Below are 24439 nucleotides of genomic sequence, written 5' to 3' on the forward strand. Positions count from 1 at the left end.
CTCAGCCCGCGGTGACGAATCCCTGCCGGATCAGCCAATCGCGCGCGACGGTGGCCGGTTCGGCGCCGTCGACGTCGACCTTGCGGTTCAACTCGGTGATCGTCTCGTTGGTGAGCAGCGGGGAGATCGGCGCCATGACCTGCGCCACCTGGGGATGCGCGTCGGCGAACGATTTCCGCATCACCAGTGCCGCATTGTATTTGGGGAAGAAGTTCAGATCGTCGGCGAGCTGTACCAGATTCAGTGCTTTGGTGCGGCCGTCGGTCGCGGTGACGTCGCCGAATTGACAGGTCCCGTTCGCCGTGGCCGAGTACACGAGCGAATCCTGCATGATCTGCTTGTGCACCTTGCCGAGGTCGATACCGTAACTGCGGGCCAGACCCGGAAATCCGTCCTGCCGGACGCTGAATTCGGTACCGAGGCAGGTCGATCCGGTGCTCGGATCGGTATTCACCAGACGGGCATAGTCGGAAATCGTCTTCGCGCCGGTGCGGGCGGCACTGTCCGCATTGGTGACCATGGTGTAGGTGTTGTTCATCGGCGCCGGATCGGCCCACACCACGCCGTGTTGTGCGAGATCCGTATCGCGCACCGCCTCGAATTGCCGGGTGGAGTCCGGAATCGGTGTCTCGTTACCCAGATAATTGATCCATCCGGTCCCGGTGTAGTCGTAGGCGACATCCACCTGTCCGTGCAATTGCGCATCGCGCAGGCTGTTGGATCCGGTGATATTGGTGAGGTCACGGACCTGAGCTCCGGCCGCTGTGAGCGCGAATTCGATGAGGTAGCCGAGGATGTTCTGTTCGGTGAAATCCTTGGAGCCCACGGTGATCTGCACACCGTCGAGGGCGGGAATCGGCTCGATACTGCCCGGCCCGACCGGCAGCGGGATGGCGCCCCCGGCCTCGAGACCGCAGGCGGCGACCACGGCGACCAGTAGCGTCGCCGCCGCGGTGGCCGCGCTGCGTCCGAGGTGCCGTGCTCGCCGCTTCATCGCAGCCCCCGCGGTCCGAGGAATTGTTCGGCCAGCGCCCCCAGCCAGTCGACGAGCAGTGCGAGGGCCACCGCGAGAATCGCTCCCACCCACAGCGTCACGTTGTCGCGCAGTTTGTAGCCGGTGTCGATCAGAATGCCCAGACCGCCGGCGCTGACCAGGAACGACAGCGTGGCCGTGCCGACGGCCAGCACCAGCGAGGTGCGCAGCCCGGCCAGGATGTAGGGCACCGCGAGCGGGAATTCGATCCGGCGCAGTACCGTCATCGCCGACATGCCCTGTCCTCGTCCGGCGTCGACGAGTGCGGGATCGACCTGCTGATATCCCAGAATCGTATTGCGCAGCACCGGAAGTAGCGCGTAGAAGGCGATCGGCGCGACACCCACCCAGAAGCCGGTCTGCTCGGTCCACAGATAGGTGAGCACGATCAGGCCGATCGCCGGCGCCGCCGCACCGATATTGGCGATGCCGACGAACAGGGGAGTGAGGCGCCGGTAGCGTGGCCGAGTCAGCAACGTGCCCAACGGAACCGACACCACGACGACGATCAGCACCACGGTCGCGGTGATCGCCACATGCTGGCGGACCACGGTGCCGATCGTGGTGGGATTGATACTGGCCTGCTGCGTCGCGGTGAGGGTGCGGTCGAAGGCCCACACCAGCACGCCGGCCGCGAGGGCCACGGCCAGCACCGGCTGGGCGAACAACCGGATCCGGTCGGCGCGGCGCTCGTGTCGCTGAACGGGACTCATGGCCGGTCGCCCGAATTCGCCGCGGCCGCTTCGTGTTCGGCGCGGGTGCGCGACAGGTGTGCGACCAGGGTGTCGATCGCGACCAGGCCTGCGTATTCACCGCGCGGCCCGGTCACGACGGCATTGGCGGTACTTTCGGCCAGCAGCGTCTCGAGTGCCGCCTGCAGCGTCGAATCCGCCGTGACCGTGCCGGTCACCGGAACGCCGGCGTCGTGTAGCGAGCGTGCCTGCGCCAGTTGCGGTTCCGATACCCAGCGCAGCGGCCGGCGGTCGGAGTCGAGGATCAGCCCCCACTTCCACTCCTGAGCGGCGAGCGCCGCGCGCAGCGTGTCGACCGGATCGTCCTGCGCGGCCGTGACGCAGCTGCCCAGTTCCACATCGGCGACCCGGACCAGCGTGAGCTGTTTGAGTGCGGCGTCGGCGCCGACGAAACCGGCGACCGTCTCGTCGGCGGGCCCGGCGAGGATCGCGGCCGGGGTGTCGTACTGGAGGACGCGGGAATTGTTGCCGAGCACCGCTATTCGGTCTCCGAGCTTGACGGCCTCGTTGAAATCGTGGGTGACGAAGACGATCGTCTTGTGTAGTTCGGTCTGCAGCCGCAGCAGTTCGTCCTGCAGCAGTCCGCGGGTGATGGGGTCGACCGCGCCGAACGGCTCGTCCATCAGCAGTACCGGCGGATCGGCCGCGAGCGCGCGGGCGACACCGACTCGCTGCTGCTGGCCGCCGGACAGTTGGCGCGGATAGCGGCCGCGGAACGTCTCGGGGTCGAGTCCCACGAGATTCAGCATCTCGTCGACGCGCGCCCGGACCCGGCCACGATCCCAGCCGAGCAGTCCCGGAACCGTGGCGATGTTGCGGGCCACCGTCATATGCGGAAACAGGCCGGCCTGCTGAATCGAATAGCCGATCCGGCGCCGTAACCGGTCCGGGTTCACCGCGGTCACGTCCCGCCCGGCGATGGTGATGGTGCCGGAGGTCGGTTCGATCAGGCGGTTGATCATCCGCATCGTGGTCGTCTTACCGCAGCCCGAGGGGCCGACGAACACCACGATCTCACCCGCCGGAATCGTCAGCGAGATCCGGTCCACCGCCGGATCACGTTGGCCCGGATAGTGTTTGGTCACCGCGTCGAGCACGATCTCCGCGGGTTCGTGGTCGGTGCGGTCGGCGGTCGCGGTATCAGTCACGGATTCCCCTCGAGGTGGTGAGCCGGCCGATGCCCACGAGGACGGCATCGAGCAGCAGGGCCAGCACGATGATCAGCACCGTGCCGGACAGTGCTTGCGGGACGGCGGTCGGACTGCCCAGCCGGGCCAGGCCGGTGAAGATCAGATTGCCCAGACCCGGCCCCTTCGCATAGGCGGCCATCGCCAGAATGCCCATGCTCATCTGGGTGCTGATCCGCATTCCGGCCAGAATCGACGGCCACGCCAGCGGCATTTCGATCCGGGCGAGGATCCGGGCGCGGTTCATGCCGACCCCGCGCGCGGCGTCCGAGACCGCCGGATTCACCGATGCCAGCCCGATGATCGTGTTGCGCAGAATCGGCAGCAGCGCGTACAGCACCAGCGCGGTGACCGTCGGCCGCACGCCGAGGCCCAGCACGGGAATGAGCAGTCCCAGCAGCGCGAACGAGGGCACGGTGAGGACGATGCTCGCCGCCGCGGTGGCCGCCGCCGAACCCCACGGGCTGCGATAGACGACGACACCCAGGCACACCGCCACCGCGGTCGCGATCAGCACGGACTGCACGACGGCCGAAACATGCAGATAGGAATCGGTGAGCAGTTGTCTGCGATGGTCCACCAGAAAGGTCCACAGAGTATCCAGGGCGATGACCTCCCAGAGCTCGGCGGCGTCCGAGCAGTCTATCGATCCCGCGGCGCGGGCGCAGGAAACGAGCGAGACCGGCGTGTGTGTACCGGCGCCGGAGGCGGCGGAACCCTGACGGTCCCTCGTACGTCCTATACCTCAGGAGGCCGATTTCCGGTCGGGGACGGAGGGATTCATGAGTGCCACAGGTGCTCGAAGGCTCGGGCGTACTCGATGGGTGTTGTCGGCGGCGCTGGTGGTGATCGGCGCGCTGGCAGCGGGAGTCGTGGTGGCTCCGCCCTGGTGGCACGATCGCACCGCCGCCATCGCCGGGCAGCGGCTCGACGATTTCCCGGATATCGATGTGAGCGCGCTGGATTCGGATCGCGGTCGCATCGTCGCGGTCCTGCGCACGGAATACGCACACCCCGGCGACGGACCCAAATACGCACAGGGCGCGGATGAGCCGTGGTGTGCCGATTTCGTCAGCTGGACCATGCGTCAGGCCGGCCGGCCGCTGTCCAATCCGAATTCCGGATCGTGGCGGATTCCCGGTGTGGCGACGCTGCAGGAGTATTTCGAAGCGAACGGCCGATTCTCGGCGCTGGGTTCCGGATATTCGCCGCGCCCGGGCGATGTGGTGATCTATGCGCCCGGCAGTCCGTTCGGACAGCACACGAATATCGTGCTGGCGGCCGGTGACCACACTCTGACCACGATCGGCGGTAACGAGCGCGGTTCGCTGCGCATTCACCGTTACGACCCGGCGGCGGTTGGCGGTATCGTCGGGTTCGGCCAGATGTGAAACGTTTTCGTCCACCGTTGGGCGATCGACGGGGATCTGCGTGCAGGTGATCGGTGGAGGAGTGGGAGCAGATGGCAGAGCCCGGCGCGCACGACGAGACCGAATGGATGGACTACTCCGACTTCGGTGAACGTTTCGTGGTGCACGCGGTCAACCGGGATCGGATCGAGGCCGCGGTGTCCGGGATGGCCGGACGGGGAATGAGTATCGGGCCGTTCTCGATCGGTCCGGCGGGGCTGGCCGGGCTGGTGGCGGAGGGCAAGGTCGGCAAGCCGGTGATCGCCCGCAGCGAACCGCATGTCACCTTCGAGGTCCGGGTGCCGGTGTCGATGCACCTCACGGTGACTCTCGGTGGGCAGCAGTTCCGGATCGAAGCCACCGTCGAGATCGACCTCACCCTGCACGCGCGAACTGCCGATCCGCTGCTGATCGTCATCGACATTCCGCGGGTGCGCTCGCGCGACGTGAGTTTCGCCGTCCGCGCGGAGGCGGTCGGCGCCGCCGTCGACGTACTGCTCGACCCGATCGCCACTCTGGTTCAGCGTGAGGTCGCGAGCCGGCTCAACGCCATGCTCGCCGATCCCGCTGCTCGACGCGGCCGGGTGTTCGACATCGAGGCGATCATGAACGGCACGCGTTCGGAGCATGTGCTGCGCACGGACTTCGAATGGATCGACTACGCCGAGTTCGGCCGGCGTTTCTTCCCGCTCATCGTCACCCCGGATCGGGTCCGCGACGTGGTGGAAGGTCTGGCCGGTCGCGCGGTCGAAGTGGGTCCGCTGCGTACCGGGCCCGGTGAGGCGGCGACGGTCGAGGTGCAGGGGGCCGTGCGGATGCCGCGGCTGGCCCGGCGGGACGGCGACCATCCGGTGTCGTTCGATCTGACCATTCCGGTCGGGCTCGACATCACCGTCGACGTGCTCAAGGCGAATCGCTATCGCGCCGAGGTGGAGGTGGGGTTGCTCCTGGTGGCGCGGGCGGGTGAACCGCTGCTCATCGTGATCGATGTGACCCCGCCGCGCAGCGCGGATGTCGCCGTCGAACTGCAGGCCGAGGGATGGCGCGCGAAGGTGCTGGGGTCGGTCGGCAAGATCCGCCGCCAGATCGCCGCGCAGGTCGCCCAGGTCATTCGTGCGGAACTGGCCGATCCTCGGGGCCGCACCATCGACGTCGCCGGCCGGATCGATGCGGCCACCTCCTGACACCTGTTACTTGTGGTGTTCATGTGACCGGATTGGCCTAGCGGTTCATATGTGCATGTGGTGAAATGAGTCCACGTTCGAGGCTTCCGGCGCGTGGATGACAGCAGTGTTGTCGTCGGGGAAGGCGCGCCGGACACGCTTGCATTTCCACCGGTCCGCGGGGTGGCCGGCATCAGGTGAGATCTCTATATCGCTGCAGCGCGAAGGAGTTTTCGATGCGTTCCGTTCCGATGACCCGCCGCACCTTGTTCGGATATGCCGGTGCCGCCGCGACCGCAGCCGGTCTGGCCGCGCTCGCACCCGCCGTCCTCGCGCCGACCGCCTCCGCCGACAACGTGCTCGGCACCCTGCTCGACTATGCCGGCGGCGTGCCCGACGCGGCGGCGATCCGCGCCGCGGGACATGCCGGCGCGATTCGCTATGTCTCCGACCGGCGCCCGGGCGCGGAATGGATGGTGGGAAAGCCGTTGCGCGCGAGCGAGGTCGACGCGCTGCACGCGGCCGGGCTCACCGTGGTGTCGTGCTACCAGTTCGGCAAGGGTGCCACCGCGGATTGGAAGGGCGGGCTCGAGGCCGGCAAGCGTCACGCCGACCGCGGTCTGCAGTTGCACCGCGAGGCCGGCGGCCCGGACGGGGTGCCGATCTACGCCTCCATCGACGACAATCCGACGCCGGTCGATTTCGCCACCCTCATCGCGCCGTACCTCGAGGGCTGGAAATCGGTGCTCGGCAACGAGAATGTCGGCGTCTACGCCAATGCGCCGACCATCGAACTGGCCAAGGTCGCCGACCTGGGTTCCTGGTACTGGCAACACAATTGGGGGACGCCGAAGGGGTTCGTGCACCCGGCAGCGAATCTGCATCAGGTCGAGATCGACGATCGCACGGTCGACGGGGTGGGAGTGGATGTGAACAACATCCTCACCGCGCAGTACGGGCAGTGGTGATCACCAGCGCGCGGTGAATCGGCAGCTACCTACGTTTGGCAGTGGCAGGTGGGGTCGGCGAGCAGATCGGGTTCGTCCGGGACGACCGTCAGTGCCGGGCGCGCCTCGGGTGCGTCGCGCACACCCATCCACGACAGCAGCGACCATCGCGACAGGCCCGAGAACGCCGAGCCGAGGCTGAAGAACGAGCCCACCGAACCGACCGACAGCACCGATCCGACGCTGCCGATCGACAAAACGGAGTAGGCCGAGCCGATCGAGAGGATCGACCGTTCGGATCGGAACGACAGGATCGAGCGATGCGATCGGGTGGACAACACCGATCGGTAGGAGCGTCGCGACATCACCGAATGCCCGGCTTTCCCACGCCGGCCGCGGGGGACGGCGCCGGTGTCCGACGTGACGGGTGCAGACCGTTCGAGCTGATCGACAGTCGACATACCTAGCGGTCTACCACAGTCGGGGACATCCCACGACGCATTGACAGCAAACGGCCCGGAGTGTCGCCTTCGCGACATCTCCGGGCCGTCGGGAGCTCGAGATCAGTTCTGCGGGCGTACCGCTGCGGGCTGCTGCACCGCGTGCGCGGCGGGCACCGTGCCGGCCGGGTTCACCGGAGCCGCGGCCTGGGCGGGGCCCGACGCCACCGTGAACAGGCCCAGCGTGGGCAGGAACGAGCAGGTGATCGGCGCCTGATCGGCGGCCGGCTGGGTGGTCAGGGAACCCGCGATCACCGAGACGACGCGACCCGGGCCGGTGTCCACGATGGCCGACAGGGTGGCCGGACCGTCGGGGTTGATGTGCGCCTCGTCGGTCAGCGCCACGGTGCCGCCGCGGTGGTTGTCCAGGTTGTACCACTGGACCGTCATCGGCGGATTCTGCTGCGGCGTCAGACCTTTGGTGCCCAGCGCGGTGAACACGAAGCCGGCCTGACCGGCGGCCGGTCCGGGCGGGGGCAGTTCGGCCGGACCCGGAACCGCGAGCGCGGTGCCGACCGAGTCGGAGCCGGGGCCGATGCAGTCCTTGCCGATGGTCGGGTACAGGAACTGCGCGATGGCAGGACCGTTCTTCGGGATCTCGGGACCGCCGCCACCGCTGCCGTTGAGGAAGGCGACGATGGCCTGCAACGTCTGCTTGACCTGCGGCGGCAGATTGGACTGCTCGAGTAGCTGGATCGCCTGATCGAGAATGGTCTGAGCGCCCGGCGAGGCGATGTTGCCCGCCTGGGCGGCAGCGCCGACGATGGCCGGAGCCAGCGATGCGATCGCGTCGACCGGAACGCCCTCCGGGACCAGCGGAACATCAACGGCCTGGGCCTTCGGTGCCGGTTCGGCAACCGCGATCGTCGACGCGGCGAGTGTCGCGCCGGCTGTCAGGGCCAGCACGGACAATGCGAACCGCGTTCCTCTGGTGCGAAGCACTGGTGTTGCCGTCCTTAACCTCGGGGTTACCTCGTCATGTGATGCGAGAACATCGTGCGATGCGGGCATCGCTTCGCGACACTCTAAAGACAGTGCCGCCGTGTTGTACAGCCATGGGTGTGATCTTGCCTGCACCGCTCGGCAATTCCGATCACCCCGCACGGCGCGTTATCAGAACATAACCTGTATCTTTGGCCTCCGCTTCGCTTCGGCGGGGTCTCGGCCCCCTGGGCCTCGATTTTTCCCTCCTCCGCTCAGTCCAAGATCGAGGCGGGCCGAGACCTGCTGAGGGTGGACACGTCGTCGACGTATGCCCGGGGCTACGCACGCCGGGAAGCGAGGGCAGAATTACAGCCCGTGACCCGACACCTCCGTTTGGCCGACATCCGCGTGGCCGGGGCTGTTCTGGCCGTATCGGTCGTGGCCCGTCTGGTGCTGATGTTCGTGCTTCCACACGGGCTCGACGTGGTCGACCTGCGCGTATACGTCGAGGGCGCGGCCAATTTGGGCAGTGGGCATCTCTACGACTTCGTCTATGCCGACAAGACTCCGAATTTCCCGCTTCCGTTCACCTATCCGCCGTTCGCCGCGGTGGTGTTCTATCCGCTGCATTTCCTGCCGTTCGGGCTGGTGACGCTGCTGTGGTTCGGGTTGATCGTGGTGGCGCTGTACGCGTCGGTGCGGATCGCTTTCGCGCTCTTGCCGGGTTCGGCGGCGGAGTCGGATCGGCGGGCGGCGGCGATGCTGTGGACCGCGCTGGGGCTGTGGCTGGAGCCGACGCGGACGACGCTGGACTACGGACAGGTGAATGTGTTCCTGCTCCTGGCCGGGCTGGCGGCGGCGTACTCCGCCCGTTGGTGGCTGTCGGGGCTGCTGGTGGGTGTGGCCGCGGGCGTCAAGCTGACGCCGGGGATCACCGGTTTGTATTTCCTGGCGCAGCGGCGGTGGGCGGCCGCGGTGTGGTCGGCAGTGGTGTTCGCGGCGACGATCGGAGTGAGTTATCTGATCTCGCCGTCGGAGACCCGGACCTATTTCGGGCCGCTGATCGGTGACGCCAACCGCATCGGCCCGGTCGGTTCGGTGGTCAACCAGTCGCTGCGCGGGGCGCTGAGCCGCATTCTCGGCCACGACGCGGGAGCGCCCTGGTATGTGGCGGGGCACCGCATCCCGTTCGGGCCGTGGTGGCTGGGTGCGGTGCTGCTGACCGTGGTGCTGGCCTGGTTCGCTTGGCGCGCGGTCGATTTCGGCGATCGGCTCGGAGTGCTGCTGGTGGTGCAGCTGTTCGGGCTGATGGTGTCGCCGATCTCCTGGTCGCACCACTGGGTGTGGTTGCTGCCGCTGATGATGTGGCTGGTGCACGGTCCGCTGCGTTCGATCGCGGGGGCGCGGGTGGTGGCCGGATTCTGGCTGGTGACCACGCTGGTCGGCATCCCGTGGATCCTGACCTTCTTCCAGCCGACGATCTGGGAGATCTCCCGCCCGGCGGTCCTGGCCTGGCTGGGTGCGATCTACGTTTTCGGCGTGGTCGCGACCTATCTGTGGATCATCTGGGCGGGCGCGCAGCGCGGGCGGCCGGGCACACCGGTGCCGGCGCCCGCGGTCGCGGCGGGTTCGGTGGCGGGTTAGGCCGGTTCAGCTCTGATCGGCGAGGCGGTCGATCTGGCCGGCCAGCGCGAGATCCTTGCGGGTGATGCCGCCCTCGGAGTGGGTGGAGAGGGTGAAGGTGACCCGCCGCCACCGGATATCGATATCGGGGTGGTGGTTGACCTTCTCGGCGGATTCGGCCACTCGTCGCACCAGTTCGATGCCGGCCATGAAGGACGGGGCCTCGACGGTTCGGGAGATGCTGCTGCCGGTGTGGGTCCAGGCGGGTAGTTCGCGCAACCCAGTGGCGATCTCGCTGTCGGAGAGCAATGGGGTACTCATACTTTCGGTTCTACCCCAGCGGTCGCGGCTCAGGCCGCACGCGCGAGTTTGAGAGCCTTTTTGAGATCTTTGCCCTTGACCCCGGCGGCCTGGCACTTCTTCATTTTCGAGACCACGACAGGGCATTTCAGGCAGCGCTTCTTCTTGCGGCAGCACTTTTTCTTCGGTGTGAGGTGTGCGACCTCCTTGGCCTTCACCTTGCCCATGCGGCCCAGGGTAACCAACCATGATGCCGGAAACGGTGGCCGACCGGGTTTCGGTACTGTGTAGCTGGCCGCATGTCCGGTGAGATCAGTCCACCTGCCTTGTTCGGACCCGCTACGGCGCGGGTCGGCCGCAACCCATTCATTCAGCAGGAGGATTCAACGTGTCGTCTGTCGAGTTCCGCAATGTCGCCATTGTGGCTCATGTCGACCACGGCAAGACGACGCTGGTCGATGCCATGTTGCGGCAGTCCGGTGCCTTCGCCGAGCGTGCCGAGCCGGTCGACCGGGTGATGGACTCCGGTGATCTGGAGCGCGAGAAGGGCATCACCATTCTCGCCAAGAACACCGCGGTGCATCGTCATCACGGCGACGGCAGCGTCACTGTGATCAACGTCATCGACACCCCCGGTCACGCCGATTTCGGCGGCGAGGTCGAGCGCGGTCTGTCCATGGTCGACGGTGTCGTACTGCTGGTCGACGCCTCGGAGGGGCCGCTGCCGCAGACCCGGTTCGTGCTGCGCAAGGCACTGGCCGCCTCGCTGCCGGTGATCCTGGTCGTGAACAAGACCGACCGTCCCGACGCCCGGATCGAGGAGGTCGTCGAAGAGAGCCACGACCTGCTGCTGGATCTGGCCTCCGACCTCGACGACGAAGCGTCCGAGGCGGCCGAGCTGGCGCTGGATCTGCCGGTGCTCTACGCCTCCGGCCGCGAGGGCAAGGCCTCCACCCAGCGCCCCGAGAACGGCAGCGCGCCGGATGCGGAGAACCTCGACGAGCTGTTCGAGGTGCTGCTGAAGTACGTGCCCGCGCCCAAGGGCGACCCGTCGGCCCCGCTGCAGGCGCACGTCACCAACCTGGACGCATCGCCGTTCCTCGGCCGCATCGGCCTGGTCCGCATCCACAACGGCACCCTGCGCAAGGGCCAGAACGTCGCATGGATGCACGGTGACGGCGTCAAGACCGTGAAGATCACCGAGCTGCTGCAGACCATCGGCGTCGAGCGCAAGCCGGGTGAGGAGGCCGTGGCCGGCGATATCGTCGCCATCGCCGGCATTCCGGAGATCATGATCGGTGACACTCTCGCCGATGTGGACAACCCGGTGGCGCTGCCGCGTATCACCGTCGACGAGCCGGCCATCTCGGTGACCATCGGCACCAACACCTCGCCGCTGGTCGGCCGGGTGCAGGGCCACAAGCTGACCGCCCGCATGGTGAAGTCGCGGCTGGATCAGGAGCTGGTCGGCAACGTCTCGCTGCGCGTGCTCGATATCGGCCGTCCGGATGCCTGGGAGGTGCAGGGCCGTGGTGAGCTGGCGCTGGCGATCCTGGTCGAGCAGATGCGCCGCGAGGGTTTCGAGCTGACCGTCGGCAAGCCGCAGGTGGTCACCAAACAGGTCGACGGCAAGGTGCACGAGCCGTTCGAAGAGCTGACCATCGATTGCCCGGACGAGTACCTGGGTGCGGTCACGCAGCTGCTGGCCGCCCGCAAGGGCAAGATGGTCCAGATGAGCAACCACTCCGCCGGGTGGGTGCGCATGGAGTTCATCGTCCCCTCGCGAGGCCTGATCGGTTTCCGCACCGACTTCCTCACCGAGACGCGCGGCACCGGTATCGCCAACGCGGTCTTCGACGGCTACGCGCCGTGGGCCGGCGAGATTCGCGCCCGCCACACCGGCTCGCTGGTCTCCGACCGTGCCGGCACGGTGACCCCGTTCGCAATGATTCAGCTCGCCGACCGCGGCCAGTTCTTCGTGGAGCCGGGCGCCGACACCTACGAGGGTCACGTGGTGGGTATCAACCCGCGCGCCGAGGATCTCGACATCAACGTCACCCGCGAGAAGAAGCTGACCAATATGCGCTCGGCCACCGGTGACGTGCTCGAAACCCTGGCCAAGCCGCTGCAGCTGGACCTCGAGGGCGCCATGGAGTTCTGCGCCGCCGACGAGTGCGTCGAGGTGACCCCCGAAATCGTGCGCGTGCGCAAGGTGATCCTGGGCGCCACCGAACGTGGCCGCGAGGCGTCGCGCCGCAAGGCCCGCGACCGCGCCGCCCAGAACGCGTAGGAGGCCGAAAACACTAGAGTACGTCTCGTGATGTCGGGAGTTCGTATGCGTGCAGGGCGGCGCGTGGTACTGGTGCTGATGCTGGCGCTCGGAGTGCTCACCGCGTGCACCGCCAATCCGCCGCCGCCGATCGAGAGCACCGACAGCCCGAAGACGACTCCGGCTACGCCGACGAAGTCCACGGTAGTGGTGGCGGTCGACGACATCGGGATCGGATTCAATCCGCATCTGCGGTCGAACCAGTCGCCGGCGACGAATGCCGTTGCGTCGATGGTGTTTCCGAGCCCGTTTCGTCCGGTGCCGTCGCCGACCGTGCCCGGGGGAACGGATTGGGTGCCGGATGCGGCGTTGATGGTGTCGGCGGATGTGACGCCTTCGGATCCGGCGCAGCCGGATCAGTTCACGCTGACCTACAAGATTCAGAACCAGGCGTCGTGGTCGGACGGGGCGCCGATCGCGGCCGAGGATTTCCGCTATCTGTGGCAGCAGATGATCAGCCAGCCCGGGGTGGTGGATCCGGCGGGCTACCGGTTGATCAACGATGTGAAGTCCTCGGAGGGCGGCAAGACGGTCACGGTGACGATGAGTCAGCCGTATCCGGCTTGGCGGCAACTGTTTTCGGATCTGCTGCCCTCGCATCTGCTCAAGGACGCACCGGGTGGTTTCCAGCGGGCGCTGGCCGTGGAACGTGGGCTGATCGATCAGAATCCGATCTCCGGCGGGCAGTTCCGGGTGAAGCAGGCCGACGCGGGCCGCGAAGAGATCCTGCTCGAACGCAACGACCGCTACTGGGGTACTCCGGCGGTGCCGGATCAGATTCTGTTGCGGCGCGGCGGAACTCCGGCGCAGCTGGCCGAATCGCTGCGCGCGGGAGACGCCCAGATGGCGCTGGTGCACGGCGGTGTCGCGACGCAGGCGCAGCTGGCCGCGATTCCGCAGGTGCGCACCGCGATCATGCCGCAGGCGCGGGAGATGCAGATGGTGCTCAACGGGCGGTCCGGGGATCTCGCCGATCCGCGGGTGCGCCATGCGGTGCTGGGGCTGCTCGATCCGGCGTTGCTGGCCTCGGTGGGCGCCGAGACCGGCGCGTGGGTAGATCCGGTGCGGGCGCAGATCCTGGCGCCCTCGGATCCGGGATACGCGCCGACGGCCCCGCCGCGGCCGTCTCCCGACCAGGCGTTCGGGCTGCTGGCCGACGCCGGATTCGGCCGTGCGCCCGAGTCTCCCGCGGCGGGTAATCCGACGACCTCGCCCGCGCCGCAGCCGCGTCCGGTCGCCAAGAACGGCCGGACCCTGACGATTCGGATCGGCGCGGTGGACAAGGATCAGACCACGCTGGCCGTCGCGAACACCGCCGCCGACCAGCTGCGCAGCGCCGGAATCGATGCGTCTGTGCGCAGCCTGCCGGCCGACGAGCTCTACGGGAAGGATCTCGCGGACGGAACCGTCGATGCCGTGGTCGGCTGGGAGCGGGCCGGTGAGGATCCGGCGACGATCCTGTCCTCGCGGTACGGCTGTCCGCCGGTCGCCGCGCCCGGTCAGGAGGACACCTCGCAGATCGATGCCATCCGCAAGGCGCCGAGCAATGTGGCCGGGATCTGTGATCCCTCGCTGCAACCGCAGATCGACGCGGCGCTGCGCGGGGTGGATGTGCCCAAGGCGATCGGTGATGCGGAGCCGAAGCTGTGGGATCTGGCGACCGTGCTGCCGATCGTGCAGGACACCGGTGTCGCCGCGGCGAGTTCGCGGATGGACGGGGTTTCGCTGAGCGGTTCGATCCAGGTCGGAATCTTCGGCGGCGCGAGTACCTGGCGGCGGCTGTCGTGACCGCAACCGGCGGACTGGTTCTGGTACACGCCCACCCCGACGACGAGTCGATCGCCACCGGCGGCACCATCGCGCACTACCGCGCCCGTGGGGTTCCGGTGACCGTGGTGACCTGCACGCTCGGCGAGGAGGGCGAGGTCATCGGGGAGCGTTGGCAACAGCTCACCAGCGCCCACGCCGATCAGCTGGGCGGCTTCCGCATCCATGAGCTGACCGCAGCGCTGGCCGCCCTCGGTGTCGAGGCGCCGCATTTTCTCGGCGGGGCGGGGCGCTGGCGGGATTCCGGGATGACCGGTACGACCGCCGACCCCAAGCCCTTGGTGCCGACGCACCCGCGTGCCTTCGTCGATTCCGGGCCGGCCGCGGTGGCGGAGTTGAGCGAGGTGCTGCTGCGGCTGCGCCCGCGCGTGGTGGTCGGCTACGACCCGCGCGGCGGCTACGGCCATCCCGACCATATGCGTGCCCACCGGGTCACCATGGACGCGGTGGCCGCGGCGGCCGAAAAGGGTTGGGATACACCGAAGGTGTACTGGACGGTGACCGACGCCGACGTGCTGCGCCGGCATACCGAGGCCTTGGCCCGCCGCACGGTCGATCGTCTGCCCGGGGCGCTGCCGAGCGGATGGCGGTTGCCGGCGGTGGGCGAGCTGGCCGGTGTGCCGAGTGAGACCGTGACCACCACGGTCGATGTCTCGGATGTGCTGGCGGCCAAGCGCGCCGCCTTGCGCGCGCACGCCACTCAGGTGACGGTCGCGCCCTCGGGCCGCGAATTCGCGCTGTCGAACAACATCGCCCAGCCGGTGTTGCCGGAGGAGCACTACGTGCTGGTGCGTGGTCGTCTCGGGCCGGTGGGCCCGGACGGACACGAGGACGATCTGTTCGCCGGGCTGGATCGACCGTGAGAGCCGGCACCGGGGCTGGCCTGATCGTGGGTACTTCGGCTTAGACTGCTGGGCATGTACAACTGGAGCCTGCAGGACGCCATCGTCGCGTTCGTCGAGAGCCAGAAGCCGAACTGGCAGGCGCAGCACGATCTGTACCTGTCGGTGCTCTACGGATTCGTCGATATGCAGAGTCATCTGTTGACCCTGCTCGGCTTCCCGCCGGTACCGTGACGGCCGCGACGACCAGCCGGACCGCGTATGTGCCCGGCGGGTCGAAGTATGCCTGGCCGGTGCTCGGCGGCGTGCTGGCCGCGGTGCTGGTGTTCGACGGGCTGCTCTCGGTCGTGCTCGAGGTGCTCTATCTGCCGCTCTACATCGGCGCCACGCCGTTCCCGATCGCGGCCCTGGTCGCCGCGGTGGTGAACGTGCTGCTGGTGCGGGGAATGGGTGTGGTCGTGTCGCGCCCGGCCGCGATGGGGCTGCCGGTGATCGCGTGGCTGTTCGGATTCCTGATCTGCTCGACCACCGGGCCCGGCGGCGATGTGCTGCTGACCGATTCGTGGACCTCTCCACTGTTGCTGGCGTGCGGCATCGTGCCGGTGGGTTTCTATCTGTTCCGCCGCGCGTTCCTGCGTCCGAAGGCCACGCCCGCCACGCTCTGAACCGGTGCCGGTCGCGGGAAAGGCATTGCCGGAAAGAGATATCGGCGAACGGCTGTAGCGGGCCGGAGGGTCGGTTAGTCTCTCAGGCGTTATCTGTGGTTCTGCCGCCCGGCGGGCGGTGTGGTTAGGAAGTGGGGGCCGGTTGCTCAGCTGGCCGGTTGGCTCGGGTGCGCCGAGATCCGAATGCGCGCGGACATCGCCCGACAACAGGAAGATCACCCGTGGTTGAGTGGTCGAAGCTTCCTGGATTGCCTGTGAACACAAAGGATTCGCGCTGGCTCGGCCTGATGAGCCGGGGTGTGCGCGGGCGGGTCAGTGTGCGCGTGCGCCTGCTCGCGATCGTGCTGATCTCCAGCGTCACGTTGCTCGCCATCGGCGTGGGCGCGGCGTCGTATCTGGTGCGGTCGGGCCGCGATGCCCGGCAGTGGGCCGAACTCGCCAGCAGCACCGCGGCTCCCGCGGTCGCCATCATGGAGACCTTCGGTGAGGAACGCCGGCTCTCGATGCTGCAACTGGCGGGTGATCCCAGCGCCACAGCACAATTGACGGCGGCGCGGCAGCGCTCGGATGCGGCGCTGGCCGCCCTCACCGCCAAGGGCGACGAGGCGCAGAAGATGAATCCGGACAACTCCGGAGCCGATATCGCCGCCTACGGCCAGTTGCTCGCACAGTTGCCGCTGGTGCGTCGCGGCATCGATTCCGGCCAGGCGCCGGCCGATCAGGTCTTCGGACTGTTCAGCCGCTTCACCGCGGCGATCATCGATGCCTCGATGCTGGCGGCCCGGGTCGCACCGGATGCCGGCATCGCCGTGCAACTCGGCTATGCCGTCCAGGTGATGCGGGCCGCGGAGGCGCTGTCCGAAGCCACGACACTGGGTGAATTGTTCCTGGTGACGAACACGTCGACGCCCGCGCAGTGGACCCAGTACACCAACTATCTGGGTGAATACCGCGGCCAGATCGCCTATTCGCTCTCGGTGCTGAAGGGCCAACGCGCGGATCAGCTCGACGCGATCGTGAACAGCCCGGCGTGGGCCCAGATCAACGAGATGGCCGATGCGATCGCCGCGCGCGGTCCGACGCCGGCCACCGAGGATGCCGACTCGAGTACCCGGGCCGGCGACACCACGCGTTCGCGTACGACCCGGCAGACCGCGAAACCGCTGCCGATGACCCTGCAGGCCTGGCAGGACGGTTCCGCGCAGATCGCATCCGGACTGCTGACACTGTGGCAGGACAAGAGCCGGGACGCGCATGCCGAGGCGCGGGATCAGGGTGACCGGACCGCCATCGGATCGCTGGCCGGCGGCGGTGCGGTGTTGCTGGTGTCGGTTCTGGCCTTCCTCGCCTCGCTGGTGCTGGCGAACCGGTTCATCGGCCGGATGCGCCGATTGCGCCGCGACACACTGGAATTGGCCGATGAACGGCTGCCCGACATCATGCGCCGGGTGTCGGCGGGCGAGACGGTGGATGCCCCGTTGGAGGTGTCGCGGCTGGACTTCGGTTCCGACGAACTCGGCCAGGTCGCGCAGGCGTTCAACCGGGCACAGGTGGCGGCGGTATCGGCCGCGGTCGCGGAATCGAATACCCGCGCCGGTATCAACACGATCTTCCTGGATATCGCCCATCGCAGCCAGGCGCTGGTGCATCGTCAGCTGGCGCTGCTGGACCAGGCCGAGCGGCGCGAGGAGAATGCCGACCAGCTCGAATTGCTGTTCCAGCTCGACCATTTGGCCACGCGCGCCCGCCGCAACGCCGAGAATCTGATCATCCTCGGTGGTAAGCAGCCCGGCCGGCGCTGGCGCAATCCGGTGCCGCTGATCGAGGTGATTCGCGGCGCGGTCGCGGAAAGCCTCGACTACACCAGAATTCGCATCGGCCGCATTCCGCGCACCCGGGTGATGGGCACCGCGGTCGCCGACCTGATTCACCTGCTGGCCGAACTGATGGACAACGCCACCTCGTATTCGCCGCCGCAGGCGCGGGTGGAGGTGCATGCCGCGGTGGTGGGTCGCGGGGTCGCGGTGGAGATCGTCGACCAGGGTCTGGGCATGACCGCCGACGAACTCGACCGGCGCAACGAGATGCTGTCGCATCCGCCGGAGTTCAGTGTGGCCGCACTCTCCAGCGACACCCGGCTCGGACTGTTCGTGGTCGCGAAACTGGCCAACCGCCACGGTATTTCGGTGAAACTGCGCGAATCGGTGTACGGCGGCGTGCGCGCGGTGGTGCTGATCGGAACGCCGGTGCTGGAAGCCGGCGACGTGAACGGTACGGAGTTCGAGGATCCGGGACCCGCCACCGGGGAGTTCGCCGTGCTCGGACCGGCGACCAACGCTTCCGCCGCCCGTGCCGAACTGGTTGTCGCCGAGGATGTTCCGGTGACCGAAGTGTCCATGCCACCGGCGACCGATCCGGACCCGGGCACACGACGTTCGGCCTGGTTCACCTCGGCCTCCGAGCACATCGATTCCGCGCCCGCGACCGGGGTGTTCGGTGCGCCCGTGACCACTCCGGGCGTGGTTCGCGCCGGTGAGGGCCGCCCGCCGCTGCCACGCCGGGTGCGTTCGGCCGATCGCGCCGATACGCCCGCGGCCGGCTCGAATACCGTTCGGCAACGCACCGCCGATCAAGCTCGCAACCTGATCAGCGCCGTCGAGCAGGGCACTCGGCAGGGCCGCCGACCCGCTGCCGAAACCGGCTCCACGGCATCACATTTCGACACAGACGAGGGTGAAGATGGCTAATCCCAACCGAAGTGACGTCGGCTGGCTGCTCGATGATCTGGTGAAGGGTCTCACCGGCGTGCGCTACGCGGTCCTGCTGTCCACCGACGGACTGCTGCTGGGTAACTCCTCGGAGCTCGAGAACTCCGATGCCGAGCGGTTCTGTGCGATGGCTTCCGCGCTGCACAGCCTGGCCCGCAGCGCCGGACACCATTTCGACGCCGGCGGTGTCTGCCAGACCATGGTGGAACTCGACCGGGCGGTGCTGTTCATCACCGCCGCGGGCGACAACGCCTGCCTGGGCCTGCTGGCCGCGGACAACGCCGATCTGGGCATGGTCGCGTATGCGATGAACCAGACCGTGCAGCGGGTCGGTTCACATCTCGCCGTCGACCGACGATGAGTCACCGTGAACGACGGTGACGCCTGGTTCGACGACGAGGCCGGACCGCTGGTCCGGTTGTACGCGGTCACGCAGGGGCGTGGCCGCAGCAACCGGCCGGAGCTGGATATGCTGACCCTGGTGGTCGATATCGGCCGGGGCGCGGCGCTGCGCCGCCACGAACCCGAGTACGCCGCCATCGTGGAGTTGTGCCGCACACCGCAGTCGGTCGCGGAAGTCGCTGCGCGGCTGGAACTTCCGCTGACGATGACGAAGGTGCTCATCGGCGACCTCATCGACGACGGCCGCCTCGAATACCGTCAGCCTCGTCAGGACGAGGCATCCGACGTCGGCCTGCTGCAGGCGCTGCTGGACGGTATTCGCGGGCTCTGACACGGCGGAGTGCCGCCGGCACTGCTCAGCGCAACCGCGCCGCAAGGCGTTTCGCGTTCATATGGGCGATCGCCTCGATCGAGACCATCGGATTCACCCCGGACGCGGTGGGGAAGCAGGACGCGTCGGCGACGACGACGTTCGGCACGTCCCAGGTGGCGCCGTCGGGGTCGGCCGCCGACATGTCCGGCGAGCCGCCCATCCGCGCCGAACCCATGATGTGCAGCGCGCCCATCGCGCATTGCCCGGGTTCGTAGCCGGCGGCGGCGCACGCGGCGGCGAATTCGGCGTGCGACCCGGTGCGTCCGGGCTCGTAGGCGGGGCCGGCCTGCTGGCCGGAATAGATGCGGCGTGCCCCGGCGGCCTCGAGAATCTGTGCGGCGCCGGTGATTCCGGTGTGCAGATGGCCGCGATCGTGGTCGGAGAGCCGATAGGAGACCACCGGTTCGCCGTTCTTGTCGACGCCGACACTGCCGTGGTCGCGGTCGCGGGTGATCACTCCGAGGGCCACCGACTTGTTCAGTTCCAGCAGATTCGTCCGGTAGGCCGCCGCGCCGCGCCAGTTCATGAAACCGACACCCATGCCGGGATGGATGGGACCGGTCTCGTAGATGACGCCGTAGCCGTTGCCGTCCAGATCCCGGTGCTGACGGCTGATCCGGGCCTGCATACCGCCCTCCCACGGCCGGATCGGCTCGTCGAAGACACCGAAGACCGCCGCGGCGGGATGCAGTCGCAGATAGTCGCCGATGTTCTTGTTGCCCAAACCCGATCGCTTCAGCAGCGCCGGGGTCTGCACCGCACCGGCGGCCACGACCACGGCGCGGGCCCGCACGTCGATCGGGGCGCCGTTCGAACTCACGGCCGAGACTCCCTCGGCGCGACCGTTGTTCACGAGGATGCGCCGCACGTTCGCGTCGACCACAAACCGGGCGCCGTGCTCGGCGGCGTCGGCGAGCCAGGTCTTGGTGACCGACTGCTTGGCGCCGACGCGGCAGCCGTAGGGGCAGCGACCGCATTCGACCCCGGCGTCGCACGCGTCGCCGACATTGCGGGGCAGAGTGTCGATATGCCAGCCCAGCGCGGTAGCGCCGCGTTCCAGCACGCTGTCGCGCGCCGAGAGCGGGGAGTGGCGGTCGTTGACGCCGAGACGGCCGGTCACCGCGTCCAGGGCGGCGGTGAATTCGTCCTGCGCGAACTGCGGCACACCGAGTCCGGCCCATTCGGCGCGCACCTCGTCGGGCGTGCGCAGCGAGGTGCTCCAGTTGACCACCGTGCCGCCGCCCAGGCAGGTGCCCGCGACCAGGGTGATCTGACCTTCGCTGGTGGTGGGCGGGCCGGGTGCGTACAGATTGAGCAGGGCGTCGAGTTCCCCGGTGCCGAAATCCCGGTCGTCGTAATAGTTTCCGCGTTCCAGCACGATGACGTCGAGACCCGCCTCGGCCAGTACGGCGGCGGCGGTGCCACCGCCGGCCCCCGAACCGACGATGACGACATCGCAGGTCAGTGTGGTCGCTGCGGTCGGACGGAGCACGGACAGGGCGGGCGCCGGCGCCGAGGCGAGCGTGCCGGGCGGGCCCGGATAGTCGATGGCCTTCCACAGTGGGTGGCTACCCGTGGGGCCCGGCGTGACGTTGTAGGACAGCAGAGCGGCCTGCTTGAGCGCCTGAAACAGCGTGCGCTTCAGCGCGATTCGGGAATCGCCGAGGCGGAGCAGGGTGCGCTCGCGCTCGTCGGCGGTCAGCGCCGAGAAGCGCCGGCCCCGGTTGCCGAGCAGTACCCCCGCCAATCGGGAATCCCACAGATCGAGCAGGGTGGCGAGCTGTTTCGCCTCGGAGGGGCGCGGGTTGCGGCTCAGGATGTCGAAAACCGTGGCCACGGAACCTAATTCGGTCGCCGACGGCAAACTCAGCCCGTCGCCCGGTGTGAACGTATCGCAGATCAGGCCCAGGGCTGCGCGCTGCTTCGCTGTCGGATCCATAAAAGCTCACCTTTCACAACACTGGGGTGAGTTGTATCACGATGCGTGAATCCGCGCTTACTTATCTGCCACATACATGCAGATATGGCTCATTTTCCGGGTGCCACGCCGAGTTTTCGCGGGAGAACTGCCGGTCACATGCAGTTCGGTGATCGGCGCCGCGCCGCAGCATCGGCGTCAGGTTGCACGCAGTTTCGCGACGGCGTCGTCCGGTGTGGAGTCCGGTGTCGGAACGGGCGTCGTCTCGGGTTCCGCACGCACGCCCAGCTGCCCGGGCGTCACCTGGTCGATCAGCGCCCACGCCCGTTCGATGGGCAGATCCACGATGCTGTACTTCTTCTTCCCGGCCGCGCTGGCCGCGATCACGGTCGCCAGTCCCGCCCGCCGCTGGAAAACGGTCTGCCGCACGGTCCACCCGATCACACCCGGCGCCTCCAGGCAGTCACGGTCGCGATCCAGCGACCCGCGCCGGGTGATCAGCCAGACCGGACGCGCGCCGTCCGACGGGATCACCGCATGCCCCAGTCCGCGATATCGATCGTGTGCCAGCGCCGCCGCGAAGAGCGCGACGACCGCGAGGAGAATCCAGGCCCACAGCGGAACATGAAGTCCGGCAAGGGATATCGCGACCAGGAGGGCGAGCAGGACCCACACGGGCATGAAAGCGCGAGTGTAGCGCCGGCGCCGTGCGCGCGGGCCGTGCTGTTCGAGCGCCACCAACGCGGGGGCGGCGGCGGAGGTGATCGCAGCGCCGCCCGCCGGGGTGGCGTCGGTGCGGCGGGATCCGCTGGTGAGGAGCTGGGCGAGCGTGCGGTCGACGGCGGCGCGCGGCGCCTGGGGGAGGAGCTTCTGGCGCGGGCTGGTGCCGGTCATGATGGCCTCGAGTTCGGCGCCGCCGGCCAGCCGGAGCAGCAGCGGTTCCTTGACCGTCGCACCGCGCAGTCGGGACAGGTCGAGCGTGGTCTGACGGGTGGTGAACAGGCCGCCGCGGATATGCAGCGCCGCACCGTCGTCGAGTACCCGCAGCCCGAAATACGTGGTGAGGTAGCGGACGCAGGCGGCGATCGCGGCGATCACCAGCAGCGCCGTGACCGCCCCCGTCACGGCGAGGGCGATGAAAACCGCACTGTGCTCGGTCAAGTCCTGCACGGCGTGCGAACGCACCAGCACATCGGCGACCCCGACCTTCGCGGCCAGGCCGATCACCGGCCCGACAATGGCCAGGCCGGTCAGCGACAGCGGTGCATACCGAACCCAGCGCGGCTGCCAATGCCCGATCTCGATCGCCTCGTCCGCGAGATCGTCGGTATCGCCGTTCAGGGCTCGCTGGAGTGCAAACCGGCCGGCGGTGATCCCGTTGTGGACCGAAGTGCCTTGATGTGCGGGCGTATTCGCATGGGCACGGATCCTGGGTTCGGTCGCCGATCCGCTGTCGGCCGTGTGACCGAAAGACCCGGGATTCGCGTTCGGCGTGCCGGTTGCCGCAACGGTGCCCGGCTCCGTGTTCTCGGCCGGCCGCAACAGCAAGGCCCGCAGTTCGGGAACCTGCCGCGCATCCACCCCGTCGAGGTGAAACCGCTTCTCCCGATCGGTGTGCTGCCCGGTGCCGATGACGAGCACCGCCAATCCGAGCAGCCGATGCATCAGGTCCGCGTGCACGTCCACCGACCGAATCCGGGTCCGCGGCACGGTCAGGGTCCGTCGCTGCAGCAAGCCCCGGCGCAGTTGCACGGAGTCGGCGCCGATCCGGTAACTGGTGGTGAACCACCGCGTCAACGCGAACGCCACGATCACCACCGCGACCGCCACCGGACTCCACGCCGGCCCGCCGCTCTGGGTCCCCACCATCACCGCGCCCAGCAGCACAGGAATGTATTTGAACAATTCCCGCACCGGATGCACGAGCAGCATCCGCATATCCAGCCGCCGCCAGTCGGCGGTTGCCCCCGCCCGCGGATCACTCACGTCGCATCCTCCCGATGAATCGACGCGATATCGGTCAGCCGGTTCACGGTGCGCTCGGCGACCTCCAGATCCAGCGCCGCGATCCGCACCGCGCCCGCCGAGGAGGCCGTGGTCACCGTCACCGTCGCCAACCCGAACATCCGCTCCAACGGCCCCCGATGCGTATCCACCGTCTGCACCCGCGTAATCGGCGCGACCCGGCTCTCCTGGTTGAACCACCCCGTCCGCGTGTAGACCGCGGTGTCGGTCACCTCCCACCGATGCACCGCGTATCGCCACACCGGCACGACCCCGACGCCGAACCCGGCAGCGACCACCGTCGCCGCCACCAGAGCGAGCGCCCACCCCCGATGCGAGCCGTCCAGCACCACCCACACCAGCTCACCCACCAGCACGAACGCCCAGAAGATCGCCGGCCCGGCCGCCCACAACAGCGGTGCCCGCCGACTGGCCCGCCACGCCGGAGCGGCCGATATCGTGCGCGCGGGCGAGACTTCCGGCGACCGGGTCATACCAGCCATCGTGACATGTTTCAGGTGATCCATCGGTCGGCGAGCCGATCGACCCAAACGAGACATTCCTCGGCGCTGTCCGGTGGGGCGTCGACGAGCACCAGTTCCGTGATGCCGAGATCGCCGAGCAGGGCGACGTCGGCGCGGGCCGGGTTTCGCAGGGCCACGGCCAGGTACAGGTCGGCGATATCGCGTCCGGCGTCCGCGCAGAACCGGGCCAAGAGTTGTAGCCGGTCGCCGACCGCGGACACGCCGTCGAGGTTGAAGCCGTACCAGCCGTCTCCCCAGTCGGCGACCCGCCGCAGCGCTCGGTCGCTGTTTCCGCCCACGAGGATCGGCAGGCGGGGCTGGGTCGGTTTCGGGTTGACGCGGATGCTGCGGAAGGAGACGTAGTGCGAGTCGTAGGTCGCGGGGTCGTCGCGCCACAGCGTTCGCATGGCGTGCACGTAGTCGGCGGTGCGGGCCGCTCGGCCGTCGAATGCGATGCCGAGTGCGTCGAACTCGTCCCTGGACCAGCCGATTCCGATGCCCAGACCGAATCGGCCGCCGCTGAGCCGGTCCAGTGATGCGGCCTGTTTGGCCATGATCACCGGGTTGTGCTCGGGCAGCAGGACGATGCCGGTGGCCAAGCGGATGGTCGACGTGACCGCGGCGGCGTAGGTCAGGCAGGCGAACGGATCGAGCCAGTCGGCAGTGGCCGGGACGGCGATCCGGCCGTCGTCGGAGTAGGGGTAGGGAGACGACGAGTCGTCGACCATCACCACGTGCTCGCCGCACCACAGTGTCGCGAAACCGCGGCGTTCGGCATGCCGGGCGGTCGCCCGGACGATCTCCGGCCGGGAGCCGGAGCCGATTCCCAATCCGTGTAACCCGAATCGCATGGCATCGCCGCCTCGTATGTATCCGGTGTGACCGGCAGCCTAACGCGCCCGCCACCTGTCGACCCTCTCACCAGCGCACTCGTCCGCGGCGTCGTTCC

24 protein-coding genes are annotated in these 24439 nt (G+C 68.2%); 12 read left to right on the plus strand and 12 right to left on the minus strand.

Annotation, left to right across the window (positions count from 1 at the left end; all coding sequences use genetic code 11):
* Position 1: 1 nt before the first annotated feature.
* The 4 genes from ACPCUW_RS04160 to ACPCUW_RS04175 are packed head-to-tail and all read right to left on the minus strand — an operon-like array spanning position 2 to position 3576.
* On the minus strand, positions 2-994 hold the full coding sequence (locus ACPCUW_RS04160) for a glycine betaine ABC transporter substrate-binding protein (protein ID WP_423423715.1): 993 nt from the start codon (positions 992-994) through the stop codon (positions 2-4).
* Positions 991-1746, minus strand: a complete 756-nt coding sequence (locus ACPCUW_RS04165) for an ABC transporter permease (protein WP_063012402.1) — start codon at positions 1744-1746, stop codon at positions 991-993. The genes ACPCUW_RS04160 and ACPCUW_RS04165 overlap by 4 nt, the downstream gene beginning before the upstream one ends.
* Entirely contained in the window at positions 1743-2933 is a 1191-nt protein-coding gene (locus ACPCUW_RS04170) for an ABC transporter ATP-binding protein (RefSeq protein WP_423423716.1), read from the minus strand. Before ACPCUW_RS04170 ends, ACPCUW_RS04165 begins: the two co-directional genes overlap by 4 nt.
* Positions 2926-3576: an ABC transporter permease gene (locus ACPCUW_RS04175; RefSeq protein ID WP_082856882.1), complete on the minus strand. Its 651-nt coding sequence runs from the start codon at positions 3574-3576 to the stop codon at positions 2926-2928. The genes ACPCUW_RS04170 and ACPCUW_RS04175 overlap by 8 nt, the downstream gene beginning before the upstream one ends.
* A gap of 178 nt (positions 3577-3754) precedes the next feature.
* On the opposite strand from ACPCUW_RS04175, the gene ACPCUW_RS04180 reads away from it, so the two are divergent.
* The 3 genes from ACPCUW_RS04180 (at position 3755) to ACPCUW_RS04190 (ending at position 6512) form a co-directional block, all read left to right on the plus strand.
* A complete protein-coding gene (locus ACPCUW_RS04180) occupies positions 3755-4363 on the plus strand; it encodes a CHAP domain-containing protein (RefSeq protein WP_423423717.1) in 609 nt (202 codons plus the stop codon).
* 71 nt (positions 4364-4434) lie between these two features.
* Positions 4435-5565, plus strand: coding sequence for a hypothetical protein (locus tag ACPCUW_RS04185; RefSeq protein ID WP_030514855.1), 1131 nt, complete (start codon positions 4435-4437; stop codon positions 5563-5565).
* 215 nt (positions 5566-5780) lie between these two features.
* Entirely contained in the window at positions 5781-6512 is a 732-nt protein-coding gene (locus ACPCUW_RS04190) for a DUF1906 domain-containing protein (RefSeq protein WP_423423718.1), read from the plus strand.
* 29 nt (positions 6513-6541) lie between these two features.
* Here ACPCUW_RS04190 and ACPCUW_RS04195 read toward each other — a convergent pair whose 3' ends face one another.
* Together ACPCUW_RS04195 and ACPCUW_RS04200 are read right to left on the minus strand one after the other, a co-directional pair.
* Complete coding sequence (locus ACPCUW_RS04195) at positions 6542-6856, minus strand: hypothetical protein (protein WP_063012524.1); 315 nt, start codon at positions 6854-6856, stop codon at positions 6542-6544.
* Between the two features lie 198 nt (positions 6857-7054).
* Positions 7055-7933, minus strand: coding sequence for a hypothetical protein (locus tag ACPCUW_RS04200; protein WP_227462863.1), 879 nt, complete (start codon positions 7931-7933; stop codon positions 7055-7057).
* Positions 7934-8218: 285 nt separating this feature from the next.
* On the opposite strand from ACPCUW_RS04200, the gene ACPCUW_RS04205 reads away from it, so the two are divergent.
* Positions 8219-9559, plus strand: coding sequence for a mannosyltransferase (locus tag ACPCUW_RS04205; protein ID WP_423423790.1), 1341 nt, complete (start codon positions 8219-8221; stop codon positions 9557-9559).
* A 6-nt stretch (positions 9560-9565) separates the two neighbouring features.
* On the opposite strand, the gene ACPCUW_RS04210 is transcribed toward ACPCUW_RS04205, so the two are convergent.
* Together ACPCUW_RS04210 and ACPCUW_RS04215 are read right to left on the minus strand one after the other, a co-directional pair.
* On the minus strand, positions 9566-9859 hold the full coding sequence (locus tag ACPCUW_RS04210; protein WP_030514860.1) for a 4a-hydroxytetrahydrobiopterin dehydratase: 294 nt from the start codon (positions 9857-9859) through the stop codon (positions 9566-9568).
* 29 nt (positions 9860-9888) lie between these two features.
* Positions 9889-10065, minus strand: coding sequence for a hypothetical protein (locus ACPCUW_RS04215; RefSeq protein WP_086006963.1), 177 nt, complete (start codon positions 10063-10065; stop codon positions 9889-9891).
* A gap of 161 nt (positions 10066-10226) precedes the next feature.
* On the opposite strand from ACPCUW_RS04215, the gene typA reads away from it, so the two are divergent.
* The 8 genes from typA (at position 10227) to ACPCUW_RS04255 (ending at position 19002) form a co-directional block, all read left to right on the plus strand.
* Complete coding sequence (gene typA, locus ACPCUW_RS04220) at positions 10227-12128, plus strand: translational GTPase TypA (RefSeq protein WP_063012390.1); 1902 nt, start codon at positions 10227-10229, stop codon at positions 12126-12128.
* A 45-nt stretch (positions 12129-12173) separates the two neighbouring features.
* Positions 12174-13955 (plus strand): ABC transporter family substrate-binding protein, encoded by a 1782-nt coding sequence (locus ACPCUW_RS04225; protein ID WP_245007556.1) that lies wholly within the window; start codon positions 12174-12176, stop codon positions 13953-13955.
* On the plus strand, positions 13952-14857 hold the full coding sequence (gene mshB, locus ACPCUW_RS04230; protein WP_423423719.1) for an N-acetyl-1-D-myo-inositol-2-amino-2-deoxy-alpha-D-glucopyranoside deacetylase: 906 nt from the start codon (positions 13952-13954) through the stop codon (positions 14855-14857). The genes ACPCUW_RS04225 and mshB overlap by 4 nt, the downstream gene beginning before the upstream one ends.
* Before the next feature lie 54 nt (positions 14858-14911).
* Positions 14912-15070, plus strand: a complete 159-nt coding sequence (locus tag ACPCUW_RS04235; RefSeq protein WP_167331885.1) for a hypothetical protein — start codon at positions 14912-14914, stop codon at positions 15068-15070.
* Positions 15067-15501 (plus strand): hypothetical protein, encoded by a 435-nt coding sequence (locus ACPCUW_RS04240; RefSeq protein ID WP_227462866.1) that lies wholly within the window; start codon positions 15067-15069, stop codon positions 15499-15501. Before ACPCUW_RS04235 ends, ACPCUW_RS04240 begins: the two co-directional genes overlap by 4 nt.
* A gap of 254 nt (positions 15502-15755) precedes the next feature.
* Positions 15756-18248: a nitrate- and nitrite sensing domain-containing protein gene (locus ACPCUW_RS04245; protein WP_423423720.1), complete on the plus strand. Its 2493-nt coding sequence runs from the start codon at positions 15756-15758 to the stop codon at positions 18246-18248.
* Positions 18241-18630 (plus strand): roadblock/LC7 domain-containing protein, encoded by a 390-nt coding sequence (locus ACPCUW_RS04250; protein ID WP_030514865.1) that lies wholly within the window; start codon positions 18241-18243, stop codon positions 18628-18630. Before ACPCUW_RS04245 ends, ACPCUW_RS04250 begins: the two co-directional genes overlap by 8 nt.
* Positions 18631-18636: 6 nt before the next feature.
* Entirely contained in the window at positions 18637-19002 is a 366-nt protein-coding gene (locus tag ACPCUW_RS04255) for a DUF742 domain-containing protein (RefSeq protein ID WP_030514866.1), read from the plus strand.
* Positions 19003-19027: 25 nt separating this feature from the next.
* On the opposite strand, the gene ACPCUW_RS04260 is transcribed toward ACPCUW_RS04255, so the two are convergent.
* The 4 genes from ACPCUW_RS04260 to ACPCUW_RS04275 all read right to left on the minus strand — a co-directional run bounded on the left by ACPCUW_RS04260 (position 19028) and on the right by ACPCUW_RS04275 (position 24341).
* Positions 19028-20983 (minus strand): GMC family oxidoreductase, encoded by a 1956-nt coding sequence (locus ACPCUW_RS04260; protein WP_423423721.1) that lies wholly within the window; start codon positions 20981-20983, stop codon positions 19028-19030.
* A 177-nt stretch (positions 20984-21160) separates the two neighbouring features.
* A complete protein-coding gene (locus ACPCUW_RS04265) occupies positions 21161-22948 on the minus strand; it encodes a PH domain-containing protein (RefSeq protein ID WP_423423722.1) in 1788 nt (595 codons plus the stop codon).
* On the minus strand, positions 22945-23493 hold the full coding sequence (locus tag ACPCUW_RS04270; protein WP_393525585.1) for a PH domain-containing protein: 549 nt from the start codon (positions 23491-23493) through the stop codon (positions 22945-22947). The genes ACPCUW_RS04265 and ACPCUW_RS04270 overlap by 4 nt, the downstream gene beginning before the upstream one ends.
* Positions 23481-24341, minus strand: a complete 861-nt coding sequence (locus ACPCUW_RS04275) for an LLM class F420-dependent oxidoreductase (RefSeq protein WP_423423723.1) — start codon at positions 24339-24341, stop codon at positions 23481-23483. Before ACPCUW_RS04275 ends, ACPCUW_RS04270 begins: the two co-directional genes overlap by 13 nt.
* Positions 24342-24439: the final 98 nt, after the last annotated feature.

The sequence above is a fragment of the Nocardia sp. AB354 genome (genome assembly GCF_049538315.1).
GTDB lineage: Bacteria > Actinomycetota > Actinomycetes > Mycobacteriales > Mycobacteriaceae > Nocardia > Nocardia nova.

Coding starts and splice junctions, on each gene's coding strand:
- ACPCUW_RS04160 (WP_423423715.1), bottom strand. CDS start 994: ATGAAGCGGCGAGCACGGCACCTCGGACGCAGCGCGGCCACCGCGGCG.
- ACPCUW_RS04210 (WP_030514860.1), bottom strand. CDS start 9,859: ATGAGTACCCCATTGCTCTCCGACAGCGAGATCGCCACTGGGTTGCGC.
- ACPCUW_RS04190 (WP_423423718.1), top strand. CDS start 5,781: ATGCGTTCCGTTCCGATGACCCGCCGCACCTTGTTCGGATATGCCGGT.
- ACPCUW_RS04180 (WP_423423717.1), top strand. CDS start 3,755: ATGAGTGCCACAGGTGCTCGAAGGCTCGGGCGTACTCGATGGGTGTTG.
- ACPCUW_RS04250 (WP_030514865.1), top strand. CDS start 18,241: ATGGCTAATCCCAACCGAAGTGACGTCGGCTGGCTGCTCGATGATCTG.
- ACPCUW_RS04270 (WP_393525585.1), bottom strand. CDS start 23,493: ATGGATCACCTGAAACATGTCACGATGGCTGGTATGACCCGGTCGCCG.
- ACPCUW_RS04195 (WP_063012524.1), bottom strand. CDS start 6,856: ATGTCGCGACGCTCCTACCGATCGGTGTTGTCCACCCGATCGCATCGC.
- ACPCUW_RS04225 (WP_245007556.1), top strand. CDS start 12,174: ATGCGTGCAGGGCGGCGCGTGGTACTGGTGCTGATGCTGGCGCTCGGA.
- ACPCUW_RS04165 (WP_063012402.1), bottom strand. CDS start 1,746: ATGAGTCCCGTTCAGCGACACGAGCGCCGCGCCGACCGGATCCGGTTG.
- ACPCUW_RS04235 (WP_167331885.1), top strand. CDS start 14,912: ATGTACAACTGGAGCCTGCAGGACGCCATCGTCGCGTTCGTCGAGAGC.
- ACPCUW_RS04185 (WP_030514855.1), top strand. CDS start 4,435: ATGGCAGAGCCCGGCGCGCACGACGAGACCGAATGGATGGACTACTCC.
- ACPCUW_RS04275 (WP_423423723.1), bottom strand. CDS start 24,341: ATGCGATTCGGGTTACACGGATTGGGAATCGGCTCCGGCTCCCGGCCG.
- ACPCUW_RS04260 (WP_423423721.1), bottom strand. CDS start 20,983: ATGGATCCGACAGCGAAGCAGCGCGCAGCCCTGGGCCTGATCTGCGAT.
- ACPCUW_RS04215 (WP_086006963.1), bottom strand. CDS start 10,065: ATGGGCAAGGTGAAGGCCAAGGAGGTCGCACACCTCACACCGAAGAAA.